The organism is Pseudomonas sp. (assembly GCF_028293835.1).
Lineage (GTDB): Bacteria > Pseudomonadota > Gammaproteobacteria > Pseudomonadales > Pseudomonadaceae > Aquipseudomonas.
The window spans coordinates 1-11807 of sequence record NZ_JAQGNX010000107.1; the positions used below are offsets into that span (position 1 = coordinate 1).

12 protein-coding genes are annotated in these 11807 nt (G+C 57.9%); 6 read left to right on the forward strand and 6 right to left on the reverse strand.

All coding sequences use genetic code 11. From position 1 onward, the window contains the following. From JWR17_RS15380 to JWR17_RS15395, 4 genes are all read left to right on the forward strand, one after another. Positions 1-288, forward strand: a 288-nt coding sequence (locus tag JWR17_RS15380) for a translation initiation factor 2 (protein WP_299832782.1), incomplete at its 5' end; no start/stop codon positions are given. A 7-nt stretch (positions 289-295) separates the two neighbouring features. Further along, positions 296-976, forward strand: a complete 681-nt coding sequence (locus JWR17_RS15385) for a response regulator transcription factor (RefSeq protein ID WP_299832783.1) — start codon at positions 296-298, stop codon at positions 974-976. A gap of 249 nt (positions 977-1225) precedes the next feature. Further along, on the forward strand, positions 1226-1642 hold the full coding sequence (locus JWR17_RS15390) for an LTXXQ domain protein (protein WP_299832784.1): 417 nt from the start codon (positions 1226-1228) through the stop codon (positions 1640-1642). A gap of 65 nt (positions 1643-1707) precedes the next feature. After that, positions 1708-3048, forward strand: coding sequence for a HAMP domain-containing sensor histidine kinase (locus JWR17_RS15395; RefSeq protein ID WP_299832785.1), 1341 nt, complete (start codon positions 1708-1710; stop codon positions 3046-3048). Between the two features lie 115 nt (positions 3049-3163). Here the strand turns inward: JWR17_RS15395 and JWR17_RS15400 are convergent, their stop codons facing one another. Both JWR17_RS15400 and JWR17_RS15405 read right to left on the reverse strand, forming a co-directional pair. Beyond that, the gene (locus tag JWR17_RS15400) at positions 3164-3724 is read right to left on the reverse strand and encodes a nitroreductase family protein (protein WP_299832786.1); all 561 of its coding nucleotides are present in this window, start codon (positions 3722-3724) and stop codon (positions 3164-3166) included. Positions 3725-3808: 84 nt separating this feature from the next. Continuing rightward, entirely contained in the window at positions 3809-4810 is a 1002-nt protein-coding gene (locus JWR17_RS15405) for an AraC family transcriptional regulator (protein ID WP_299832787.1), read from the reverse strand. A gap of 134 nt (positions 4811-4944) precedes the next feature. Here JWR17_RS15405 and JWR17_RS15410 point away from each other — a divergent pair, with 134 nt between their 5' ends. Continuing rightward, the gene (locus JWR17_RS15410; protein ID WP_299832788.1) at positions 4945-5526 is read left to right on the forward strand and encodes an HD domain-containing protein; all 582 of its coding nucleotides are present in this window, start codon (positions 4945-4947) and stop codon (positions 5524-5526) included. 6 nt (positions 5527-5532) lie between these two features. Here the strand turns inward: JWR17_RS15410 and JWR17_RS15415 are convergent, their stop codons facing one another. The 4 genes from JWR17_RS15415 to recQ all read right to left on the reverse strand — a co-directional run bounded on the left by JWR17_RS15415 (position 5533) and on the right by recQ (position 10970). Then, the gene (locus tag JWR17_RS15415) at positions 5533-5823 is read right to left on the reverse strand and encodes a SelT/SelW/SelH family protein (RefSeq protein WP_299832789.1); all 291 of its coding nucleotides are present in this window, start codon (positions 5821-5823) and stop codon (positions 5533-5535) included. Between the two features lie 8 nt (positions 5824-5831). After that, positions 5832-8027, reverse strand: coding sequence for a FimV/HubP family polar landmark protein (locus tag JWR17_RS15420; RefSeq protein ID WP_299832790.1), 2196 nt, complete (start codon positions 8025-8027; stop codon positions 5832-5834). 153 nt (positions 8028-8180) lie between these two features. Then, positions 8181-8615: a MarR family transcriptional regulator gene (locus tag JWR17_RS15425; RefSeq protein ID WP_299832791.1), complete on the reverse strand. Its 435-nt coding sequence runs from the start codon at positions 8613-8615 to the stop codon at positions 8181-8183. A gap of 228 nt (positions 8616-8843) precedes the next feature. Further along, positions 8844-10970 (reverse strand): DNA helicase RecQ, encoded by a 2127-nt coding sequence (gene recQ / locus JWR17_RS15430; protein WP_299832793.1) that lies wholly within the window; start codon positions 10968-10970, stop codon positions 8844-8846. Between the two features lie 233 nt (positions 10971-11203). On the opposite strand from recQ, the gene JWR17_RS15435 reads away from it, so the two are divergent. Further along, entirely contained in the window at positions 11204-11797 is a 594-nt protein-coding gene (locus tag JWR17_RS15435) for a YecA family protein (RefSeq protein ID WP_299832794.1), read from the forward strand. The last annotated feature ends 10 nt before the right edge of the window (positions 11798-11807 follow it).

Sequence of the window (11807 nt, forward strand, 5' to 3'; positions counted from 1 at the left end):
AGTGTCGGCACAGCGGCGCCGTTGCCGCCGAGCGCTAACGGTCAGATGACCGACGCACAACAACGCCCTAAAGTGAGCGACCAACAGCGCGATGAAATGAGTCGCTTGCGTCAAGAGAACCAACGCCTCAAGTTGCAACTCAAAGAATCGCAAGCCGCCTCGCTGCAGGGCCTGTTCACTGAACAGCAACAGTGGTTCGTTGCGGGTGGCGGTGTAGCAACAATTGCCCTTCTCTGCGGTATCTTTGCCACAGGCTGGCGTCGACAACGTCGCCAGTGGCTAAATTGAGTGAGTCATGAGCGAACTGTTACTGATTGATGATGACGAAGAGCTGTGTGAGCTTCTGAGCAGTTGGCTGAGCCAGGAAGGCTTCCAGGTGCAGTCTTGCCACGATGGCAGCAGCGCCCGCCTGGCACTGGCGCAAACACCGCCGCCGGCCGCCGTGGTGCTGGACGTGATGCTGCCCGATGGCAGCGGCCTGGAGTTGCTAAAGCAACTGCGCACTGACCATCCGGACCTGCCGGTGCTGATGTTGTCAGCTCGGGGAGAACCGCTGGACCGTATCCTCGGCCTTGAGCTGGGAGCCGATGATTACCTGGCCAAACCGTGCGACCCTCGGGAACTCACTGCCCGGCTGCGCGCTGTGTTGCGGCGCAGCCACCCTTCAGCGGCCGCCAGTGTGCTGGAATTGGGCGATTTGTGTTTCAGCCCGGTGCGCGGCGTGGTCACCATCGACGAGCATGAATTCACCCTGACCGTGTCGGAAAGCCGCTTGCTTGAAGCACTGCTGCGTCAACCTGGCGAACCACTGGACAAGCAAGAACTGGCGCAACTGGCACTGGGTCGCAAATTGACCCTGTACGACCGCAGCCTGGACATGCACGTCAGCAACCTGCGCAAAAAAATCGGTCCTCACGCCGACGGCCGCCCAAGAATCGTCGCCTTGCGCAGCCGCGGTTATTACTACTGCGTGTGAGTGCCGGCCGGCCAACTATCTGTAGAAGCCAACGTGTTGGCGAGGCGTCCTGGCAGACCAGACGCGTCAAGCCTCTCGCCAACAGGTTGACGCCTACAGACTGTGTGTATCAATCATTTCACAGATATGTCAGGCCTCGACCGTTTTGTCTTTACCCAAGCTTTACCGTCAACTGACCGCCGTTGACCTTGTTCTCCCTACACTGGCCTCAACCGGTATCGAGCCGGATTCGAGACAAGGAGATTCACCATGCGTAAAACGTTAATCGCCCTGCTGTTTGCTGCTGCCCTCCCTACTGTCGCAATGGCAATGCCACCTGAAGACGGTGGTGGCCACGGTGGCGGCATGCATGGTCACAGCCCATACAGCCAACTGAACCTGACCCCGGATCAACGCCAACAAATCGGCCGGATCATGTTCGAGCAAAAACGTAGCCGTGACGAAACCACCCAACGCTACCTGCAAATGCTGCCCCCAGCTCAGCAGAAAAGCCTGCAGGATGAGCTAGAGGCGAAACACCTCAAGGCTCAAAGCGATGTCCGCGCGCTGCTCAAGCCTGATCAGCAGAAACAGTTCGACGTGATCCAACAGCGAGAAGCCCAACGTCGTGCCGACCATGCCGAGTTCCAGGCCTGGAAAGCACAAAAGGATCAACAAGCTAAATAATGATTGGTTTGTCCCCCCGCCCGGCGCATTAAAGTGCGCCGGGTTTTTACGTTTGAGGAATCCACGTGCGTTCATTGTTCTGGCGAATTCTAGCGAGCTTCTGGTTAGCCATAGCCCTGGTGGCTGGGCTCTCGATTTTGCTCGGGCATATGCTCAACCAGGACGCCTGGATTCTCAGCCGCCATCCGGGCATCGCCAAATTGGCGCAGAACTGGACCGAACTCTATGAAGACAAGGGTGAGGACGCCGCACAGGAATACTTGCAGCAACGTAAACGGCGTTATCACGTTGACGTTCAAGTGCTCAATGACAGCGGCGAAGCGGTAGTTCGTGGCACCTTCCCGCCCCGAGCCGCAGCGTTTGAAGCCCGTCAGCACAATGACCCCGAGCAGTTACCATGGCGTCGTTTAACCACCGAATACACCAGTCCGAAAACCAGCGAAACCTATCTGTTTATCTACCGAATTCCCCACCCGGAACTGAATGCCTGGCATCGGCAAAGTTTGCTATGGCCGCTCAGCGCGCTAGGCATTGCATTGGTGGTGCTGACGCTGTTCAGCTTATTGGTGACACTCTCCATCACTCGGCCTCTTAGCCGTTTGCGCGGCGCGGTGCATGATTTGGGACAGACCACCTACCAACAAAACAGCTTGGCGCAGCTGGCTAACCGTCGTGATGAATTTGGCGTATTAGCCACTGACTTCAACCGCATGGGCGCCCGCTTGCAAGCGCTGATCGGTAGTCAGCGTCAGTTACTGCGTGACGTCTCCCACGAACTGCGCTCACCCTTGGCGCGGCTGCGGATTGCACTGGCCCTGGCCGAACGTGCCGAACCGGCTGAGCGCGAGAAGCTTTGGCCGCGGCTGGCGCGGGAATGTGATCGACTGGAAGCGTTGATCAGCGAAATTCTGGTACTGGCGCGTCTGGATGCAGATTTCGGTGATGCCGAGCCGGTGGACCTGGACGAGATGCTACAGCACTTGAAAAACGACGCGTTGCTCAGCGCTGCGGACCAGCAGGTGCGTATCGATATTCACGATGACGTTGAGCTGCAAGGCTGGCCCGACATGCTTGAGCGAGCGCTGGATAACCTGCTGCGCAACGCGTTGCGCTTCAATCCGGAAGGGAAAACCATCGATTTTCTCGCACAGCGCGAGGGTGATCGATTGCTCATCAGCGTGCGTGACCATGGCCCCGGCGTCGCGCCCGAGTTTTTGCCGCAGCTAGGGGAGCCCTTTTACCGCGCGCCGGGCCAGACAACGCCGGGTTACGGCCTGGGACTGGCCATCGCCAAACGCGCCGCAGAACGTCATGGCGGTCACCTGACGCTGGCCAACCATCCCCAAGGCGGGTTTGTGGCCAGTATGGATTTACCCCTCGAACCGATTATTTCAGGGATATCCTGAGGCGCAGCTCGGTAAACCACACTCCATCTGTAGGAGCCAACTTGTTGGCGAGGCGATTAACCGGGTATCCCGCAAGGACCTCTCGCCAACAAGTTGGCTCCTACGGGATTTGTGGTTAAGCCCCCCATCCACGCACAAACTCTGCCGTATCCAGCTTCGGCGCTGGGCGTGGTTCGTTTTGTGGCGTGCCAAGGTAAAGGAAGGCAACGACTTCCTCGCCAGCTGTCAGCCCCAGGCCCTTGGCGACATGGGCTGAATACGCCAGTTCGCCGGTGCGCCACACGCCGCCTACCCCCAGTGCAAAGGCTGCATTCAGAATCGCGTGCGCTGCGCAGGCCGCTGTGATTCGTTGTTCTTGCTTGGGCACTTTGAAGTGATCCTGCAGTTTGGCGATCACCACCACCACCAACGGTGCGCGCAAGGGTCCCAGGCGGGCTTTTTCCAGCGCCTGGGCATTTGGCTCGGTGCCGCTGAGTTTCAATGCCTGTGCCAGCAACTCACCCATTTGCTCACGGGCCGCGCCTTCAACTGTCAGGAACCGAAACGGCCGCAACTGACCGTGATCAGGTGCGCGCAGTGCAGCCGCAAACATCACCTCCCGTTGCGCTGCGTCCGGTGCCGGATCAACCAGCCGAGGAACCGAAACACGGTTGAGCAAAGCGTCGAGCGCTTCCATGGGTTTCTCCTGAAAAAATGATCGGCCATTCTAGGGTGGGTACATCGTTAATAACGAGTGATCTGCAAATTTAATTAATACCATTTACATCCGAGCGCGGTATTCCCCGGGGGTTGCATCGAACCAGCGACGGAACGCGCGGAAGAAGTTGCTAGGGTCAGCGAAGCCTAACAGGTACGCGGTTTCCAACAGTGTCATCTGCGGTTGCGCCAAATATTGCTCAGCCAACTCACGGCGGGTGTCATCGAGCAACGCCTGAAAACTGGTGCCCTCGTCTTGCAGGCGGCGCTGCAAGGTGCGCTGTGACAAATGCAGGGACTGCGCCACCATTTCCCGCTTGGGCTCGCCTTGGGGCAATAACCGACACAACACCTGTCGAGCCTGATGTGTCACGCGGCTTCCGGAAAAGCGCGCCAAATACTCCCCGGCAAAACGATCATGCAACTGCGCCATGGCTTCATTGGCAGTGGGCAACGGCGCTTCCACGTCAGCGCGCTCGAATACCAGCGCGTCATACGGTGCATTGAAGGTCAACGGTGCATGAAAGGCCCTTTTGTAGGGTTCAAGATTCTTCGGTTGAACACCCTGAATCAGTACCTGGCGCGGTTGCAAGGTCCGTCCGCTCAGCCAACTGCAGAACGCCAGCGCCGAGGCCATTGATGCTTCAGCGCTTTGCCGGGTGGGCGGTAAATGATCGCCATGCACAGTCAGAATCAACGCATAGCCTTCCGGCAACAATCGAAAACTCAGGTCAGCGCTTTCCGAGATAATTCGCTGGTAGCGCACCAGCCGTGCAAACCCCTCTTTGAGCGTCTGGCTGGACATCAGCGCATAGCCAGCAACGCTGAACGAGCCAGGCCGCACGACCTTGGCCATGTTCAAACCAATCGCCGGATTACCGGACATTTCCACCGCCCGCTGCCACAGTCGGGTCATGCCGTCCTGCGGAAAGCGCGCGTCGGGGTTATCCAGGTCGGCATAGTCGAGCCCCAGTTCTTTGAACAGTACACGGCAGTCCAGGCCGTCCAGTTCCAGTGACTTGACGATACCCATTGCCCAGCCGGCAGAAGTCGTTCTTTCGCTCATGATTTCTTATTCTTGATTAGCGCGTCCCGCAGCTATTGCGGCCAAGGATACTATCGTGGCGCGCAATGTCACTGCCGGAAAATGTGTAGCGCCTAAACTAAGTCGGTCCGCTACTAATAACGACAGGACTGACGATGAACACTCATGCCCGTTTCACCCATATGCAGGACGGCACTCAAGAAGACTGGATGATAATTGCCAAGGATTTCGCCGCCTACGCCAAGCAATTACCGGGGCGAATCCTGACTCACTTGCGATTACTGGACGGTGACTTTGGCGGATTCCCGGTTGATCGCTTGACCCACTCGCTGCAAACGGCGACCCGGGCTCATGAAGATGGCCGCGACGAGGAATACGTGGTCTGCGCGCTGCTGCATGACATCGGCGATACCCTGGGATCCTATAATCATCCAGACATCGCGGCGGCTATTTTGAAACCCTTTGTCAGTGCAGAAAACCTGTGGATTGTGGAAAAGCATGGGGTGTTTCAGGGCTACTACTTCTTCCACCATTTAGGCATGGATCGACTGTTGCGTGAGCAGTTTGCCGAACATCCTCAGTATCTGCGGACCATCGAGTTTTGCGCGAAATATGACGCGGCAGCCTTTGACCCGGCCTACAAAAACCTACCCTTAAGCTTCTTCGAACCGATGCTGGAGCGGGTGTTTGCGTATCCGAAGAATTCGATTTATACCGCTGCGCAAACCGCCTCGTAACAGCTCCTACAAAGGTTTGCGGTCGTTGTGGCCTAGATCCCGTTGCGGGTCGATCTGATCCCGCACGCGTTGCTTGAGCACTTTGGCTTCGGGAAAACCACCGTCAGCCTTTCGTTCCCAGATTTGCACGCCATCGCAGGTAATGCGGAACGCGCCGCCGGTGGCAGGCTCCAGGGAAACCTTGCCCAAATCATCGGCAAAGGTGCTGAGCAACTCTTGGGCAAGCCAGGCGGCACGCAGTAGCCACTGGCACTGCGTGCAGTAAGTGATGACGATTTCAGGCTTGGTGGCAGGCATGCTCAGTCTCAGCTGATGGTGGCTAACAAATCCTGCGCAGTACGATGGTGTTCGTGGTCGCCATCCAGGAGCACTTCCTGTAACAACGCCCGGGCACGTTCCAGTTCACCGTCATCAATCAACAGCTGCGCCTGGTTGATTTTGCTCAGGGGCTCGTCCTCAACCAAGTCCAGCAAATCAAATTCAGACGAATCGCTCATGAAACCATCCAGAAAGTCGTCATCCAGGGAATCGCTGTTGGACTGAATAATCGGCCCGGGCTCAAGTTCCACCTCAGGCTCTGCAAAGTCGCTGAGGTATTGCTCATCGGGCATTTCGAAAACTTCAGGAAACTCCGTGAGGTTGGTAGCAAAGTCCGGCTCGATTTCGGGCGCCTGTTCAGGCTGTTTTTTGCTGCGCGCAGCCGGCTTGGTTTCGAACGGATCGACCAGATCCCAGTCGGCGTCCATCGACAGGTCATCCAGGTTCAAATGGAACTCGTCCACCGGTTGTGCGGTGGCTACCGGGGCTTCGGGTTCAATGAACCGTGAGTCAACGGGATCGGGCGTCAACCCAGGCGCGAGGACGACAGCGCTTGGCGCTTGTGTCGGCAGCCCGGCTGTCTGCCCAGGCGCGGACACAGGCTTGACCTCTAGTTTCGGGTAACGCTCGCGAATTTCTTGCACGGTTTCGGCGCTGATACCGTGACTTAGCAAGGCTTGCTCTTCGCGGGCAAAACCGTCGACGTCGCCTTGCTCGCCCAACAGTTCGAGAATTCTCAGCCGCAGGTCGGTGCGTTGCGGCTGTTTCACCGACGCATCGCGCAAAATGCCCAATGCCTCGGTAAAGCGACCGTAAGCGATGTAGATACTCGCACCGTCCAGCGCATCGGTCGCGGTACCGGCAAGGCGCTGGCCAGTGGATGTCGGGGCAACCGCGACCGGCGCTGCCGGGGCGACCACAACCCTCGGCGGCTCGACCACCGGAGCAACCTGAACAGGTGCAATCGTAGGCTCCACCGACCGAGAAACCGGCTGCGCAGAGGTCACGTTTTTCATTCGCTTGCGACGGACCGAATAGGCCAGTGCCAGCAGCAATAACAGTATCAAAACCGCCCCTAGCAGCAGAGGCATGCTGACCAACGAGTCATCCTCGGGTGCCGCCGCAGCCACCGGTGCAACCGCTACAGCCGGCGCTGGAGCAACCGCTGCAAGCGGCTTGTTGGCAACAGCTTTCATCTCAGCCAGGGCGGTTTGTAATTCGACGACTTGCTTGTCTTTACCAGCGACTTGTTCTTGCAGGCCCTGCAATTGCCCTTTCAGGTCGCCGACGGATTTGCTCAACTGTTGGTTTTCGATGGCATTGGCCGCCAGTTGCTCAGCGGTTTTTTGATCTTCGGCGGACAGCGGCAGCGCTGCCGGGGCTTCGGTAACAGGCAGCGGCGCAGGTGCAACCGCAGCGGCCGGCGCCGAAACCGCAGTCGGCAACACTGCCGTATCGGGCAATAACAGGCTTTGGCCGGCTTTCAGCCTGGTGGTGTTACCGTTGGGAAATGCCTGGGTATTAAGCGCTTGTATCCCTCGAGCAAGCTCTGCCGCTGAGGTTTTACCCCCTGGCCCCTGCAAGTGCCGGGCGATGGAGGCCAGATTATCGCCTTTGACGACGGTGTAATGATTACCTTGTACCGCCTGTGGTGGCGCAACTGGCATATGCGAGTCGGCAATAGTATGTGCCGCAGGCTCAATCCATCGGCCACGGGACGCAGCGATGCCTTGGGCCGAATCAGGCGGATCTATGAGCAGCGTGTAGGCATGCACCGAATCGCCGTTCGGACGGGCCAATCGCACCAGAAAACTCAGGTAAGGCTCGGTAACCGGCTTTCTTGACACAACATGTACAACCCCACGATTGCCATTGATGACAGTCGTGAAGCGCAGGTCATTGAAAAAGAACAGACGGTCGACGCCCGCGCGGCTGAACGCTTCCGGCGAGGCCAGGCCAACGTGGATTTCATCGGCGCTCAAGCCGGCTGTATCAATCAGCTCAATGTCGGCGTTGAATGGTTGTTCCAACGCGGAGTGCAGCGTGATCTCACCAAGGCCCAAGGCCGAAGCCAGTGCTGAGTACATGAGTGATGTCGCAGCCGCAGCCACGCACCAACGACGAACGAAGTGCCGCGACGGGCGCTTGGCCCGCGCGAGCGCTACCTGAGAACTCTTCAGCATGTAAATCCTTATAAAACCCAAAGCTGGCTTCTCGGCACACTCAACATCTACTCGTAGATGGCGCGAGTATGGGGGCAATTCGAGCGTGATGCTCGCACGCGTTCAAGAATATTGAAGCTTATAAGCCTCTGACTGTCGCTGAATACTCAATGCTCAGGATTTCTCGAGGTTTGCCAATATTTTTGAGTGAACCTGCATGCAGGTACGCAGTTCCGCTTCATCAATGCCCGCGAACAACTCGATGCGTAGCGCGGTAGCAATGGTTTCGATCTTGTCGATCAATGGGCGGGCCGTGGCACTTAGCAGAATCTTTTTTGCGCGACGGTCTTCAACTACGGCCTGGCGCCGAACCAACCCTTGGGTTTCCAGGCTATCGAGCAGGCGGGCCAGGGTGGGGCCTTCTACGCCGACGCTTTGCGCCAGTTCACGCTGGGTCGGCGGCTCGCCGAAACGCGCCAGGTGCAGCAGCACCAGCCAGCGCGCTTGCGATAACCCAAGGTCGGCCAGACGTCGGTCCAGTTCGGCGCGCCAGCCGCGGGACATGTGCGCCAGTTGCATACCGAAGCGATGTTGATCAGTTAAGGGCATAGGAAACTCATGGTTGAAGGCTTGTACTAATTATTAGTCAGCTAACCATGACCCTTGAATGTAGGCAAGTGCCTCGCTGTCGCAGGAAGGGAATTTCAAGATAGAGGATTTACCGGAATTTCGCGCCATGCCGAAATTCGGTGGGAACTAACGTGTTCGCGAGGGCAACAACGCGGTGTACCTGATACACCGCAAGGCACGCCTCGCCAACAAGAAATCGACAGGGATTCAGACTTCAAATTCGGATTGCAGCGCAGCCCGTACGCAATACAGCACGCCTTCGGGCACGCGACCGGTGAACTGCTCAGCCACGGCAGACACCGGCGGCAGTTCACCCTCACCATCGAGAAACGCATCTTGCACTTCGCTGAGCAAATCTTCAGGAAGGTCCAACGCCTGCTCCAGCGACAGTTGCTGCTTGCCGATAGCCTCGGCCAGCAGGGTGTAGACGTTTTTCTCCGAGCACTGCAACTGTCCGGCAATTTGCAGCGGGGTCATTCCGGCACGGGCCAGACTGATCAGCTCGTGACGCAGGTCAGCGACCACCCTCGGCGCCTCTGCCGTACCGCCGAGGACTTCAAGGAATGCTTCGCCGTAGCGCTCCAACTTGCGCGCACCAACGCCGCTGACCTGGGCCATTTCCGACAAAGAACCGGGCTTGCTGCGAAGCATTTCAAGCAGTGTCGAGTCGGGGAAGATGACGTAAGGCGGCACACCGTGTTCTTCGGCCAGTTTGCGCCGCAGGGCACGCAATGCTTCCCACTGCTCGCGCTCTTCGCCACGGACCAATTGACTGGCCGGACTCGAACCACTTTTCGCAGTGGTCTGTGGTTTCAGGTCCCGGCGTAACTCAAGGGTCACTTCACCGCGCAGCAACGGCCGGCAGGTATCGCTCAAACGCAAGCCACCGTAGCCTTCCAGATCGATATCAGCCAACCCTCGCGCCACCAATTGGCGGAACAGCGACCGCCATTCGTTTTCGGCGCGGGCCTTTCCAACCCCGAATACAGCCAGGTGCTGATGGCCAAAGCTTTTCACTTTGTCGTTGTCACGGCCCAACAGTACGTCGACCAAATGACCGACGCCGTAGCGCTGGCCGGTGCGGTAAATGGCCGACAACGCCTGACGCGCGGGCTCGGTGGCGTCCCAGGTCTGCACGCCGTCAACGCAGTTGTCGCAATGGCCGCAGGGCTTGGGCATGTCTTCATCGAAATACGCCAGCAGGGTCTGACGACGGCAACGGGTTTCTTCACACAGCGACAACATGGCGTCGAGCTTGTGCTGCTCAAGACGCTTGTGGCGCTCGTCGCCTTCGGAGTTCTGCAGCATCTGCTTGAGCATCAACACGTCTTGCAGACCGTAAGCCATCCACGCATCGGCTGGCAGACCATCACGACCCGAACGGCCGGTTTCCTGATAGTAGGCTTCCAGTGATTTAGGCAAATCCATGTGCGCGACGAAACGCACATTGGGTTTATCAATGCCCATGCCGAAGGCAATGGTCGCGACCATGATCAGGCCTTCCTCATTGAGGAAACGCTTTTGGTTGGCCGCACGGGTTTCGTTGGGCAAACCGGCGTGATACGGCAGCGCTGGGTAGTTGTTCTCACAGAGGAAGGCCGCGACTTCATCGACCTTTTTGCGCGACAGGCAATAGACGATGCCTGCGTCACTGCGCCGCTCGGACAGGAACGCCAGCAGCTGTTTGCGTGGCTGTTCCTTGGGCACGATGCGGTAAAAAATGTTCGGGCGATCGAAACTGGACAGAAAACGCTCGGCTTTCTGCAAATGCAGGCGCTCGACGATTTCTTCCCGGGTGCGTTTATCGGCCGTGGCGGTCAGGGCGATGCGCGGTACGTCCGGAAACAACTCGGCAAGCTGACCCAGCTTCAGGTATTCAGGACGGAAATCGTGACCCCATTGCGACACGCAGTGGGCTTCGTCGATGGCAAACAGGGCGATCTGCAGGTTTTGCAGGAACGCCAGCATGCGCGGCTGGACCAGGCGCTCGGGGGCCAGATAGAGCATTTTGATCTCGCCCAGACGAATCCGGTTGGCCAGGTCACGCTGTTGCTCGGCGCTCAGGGTGGAGTTCAGTGCAGCCGCCGATACCCCGAGTTCTTCAAGAGTCGCCACCTGATCGTCCATCAGGGCGATGAGCGGTGAAACCACCACCGCCAGGCCGTCCCGCAACAGCCCAGGCACTTGGAAACACAAGGACTTTCCGCCACCCGTGGGCATCAGCACCAAGGCATCGCCGCCGCGAGCAACGCGTTCAATAATGGCACCCTGGCGACCACGAAAACTGTCGTAGCCGAAGATGTCTTTAAGTACGCGTTGAGCCTGTTCGAGCATAGAAACCCCACAAATTGCAGAAACCATTGCAGAAACAACCCTGCTACAGCCTGTCGCGACCCCGAGCAGCATCGCAAAGCGCGGCATTATACCCGAGGGTTTCCTGGCAAAGGACAGCAGTGACATCAGTGGTCGAAATTAAACGAGTAGCAGCTTCTAACAGCTGACTCGCTGGCGCGCGGGCCTTACACAGCCTAGAATTCAGCATCGTTTATTCCCAAGGTAATTTTTCAATGTCCTTCGCCGAGCAACTAACCCGCCTGCAAGTCTTCCTCGATGCTGACGAACTGCACGACGAAGCGTTGGATTATGTGGCCGCCCACGGCTTCCTGACCGCGCTGTCGATTTGTGCCGAAACAGTGCCAAGCCGTGAGTGGATCGACGCGCTGTTTTCCGAGCCGCCGCCATATGAAAACGACGCGCAGCGCGAAGAAACCGAAGCCACGCTGATTCAGTTGCAGGCGCATATCGCTCGCCAACTGGCATCAGACGAAGAATTCGAACTGCCGTGTGATCTGGACCTGGGCGATGACCCGGACGATTCGGAACTGCGCGGCTGGTGCATTGGCTTCATGGAAGGCGTGTTCCTGCGTGAAAACGCCTGGTTCGAAAGCGCTGAAGACGAAGTCAGCGAAATGCTTCTGCCGTTGATGGTTGGTTCAGGTTTATTCGATGAGCAGCCAGAATTCGAAGACATCGCCAAAGACGCGAACCTGATGGACGACATGATCGTTCAGATCCCGGAAGCACTGACAGCGCTTTACCTGCTGTGCCAAGCCCCCGACGAAAAACCAGCCCCGGCAATTCTTAAGCCTCGTCATCACTGATAAAGGCTGC

Excerpts from the sequence above, each read along its gene's own strand:
- JWR17_RS15385 (WP_299832783.1), top strand. The coding sequence starts at position 296 with ATGAGCGAACTGTTACTGATTGATGATGACGAAGAGCTGTGTGAGCTT.
- JWR17_RS15390 (WP_299832784.1), top strand. The coding sequence starts at position 1,226 with ATGCGTAAAACGTTAATCGCCCTGCTGTTTGCTGCTGCCCTCCCTACT.
- JWR17_RS15400 (WP_299832786.1), bottom strand. The coding sequence starts at position 3,724 with ATGGAAGCGCTCGACGCTTTGCTCAACCGTGTTTCGGTTCCTCGGCTG.
- JWR17_RS15405 (WP_299832787.1), bottom strand. The coding sequence starts at position 4,810 with ATGAGCGAAAGAACGACTTCTGCCGGCTGGGCAATGGGTATCGTCAAG.
- JWR17_RS15410 (WP_299832788.1), top strand. The coding sequence starts at position 4,945 with ATGAACACTCATGCCCGTTTCACCCATATGCAGGACGGCACTCAAGAA.
- JWR17_RS15415 (WP_299832789.1), bottom strand. The coding sequence starts at position 5,823 with ATGCCTGCCACCAAGCCTGAAATCGTCATCACTTACTGCACGCAGTGC.
- JWR17_RS15420 (WP_299832790.1), bottom strand. The coding sequence starts at position 8,027 with ATGCTGAAGAGTTCTCAGGTAGCGCTCGCGCGGGCCAAGCGCCCGTCG.
- JWR17_RS15425 (WP_299832791.1), bottom strand. The coding sequence starts at position 8,615 with ATGCCCTTAACTGATCAACATCGCTTCGGTATGCAACTGGCGCACATG.
- recQ (WP_299832793.1), bottom strand. The coding sequence starts at position 10,970 with ATGCTCGAACAGGCTCAACGCGTACTTAAAGACATCTTCGGCTACGAC.
- JWR17_RS15435 (WP_299832794.1), top strand. The coding sequence starts at position 11,204 with ATGTCCTTCGCCGAGCAACTAACCCGCCTGCAAGTCTTCCTCGATGCT.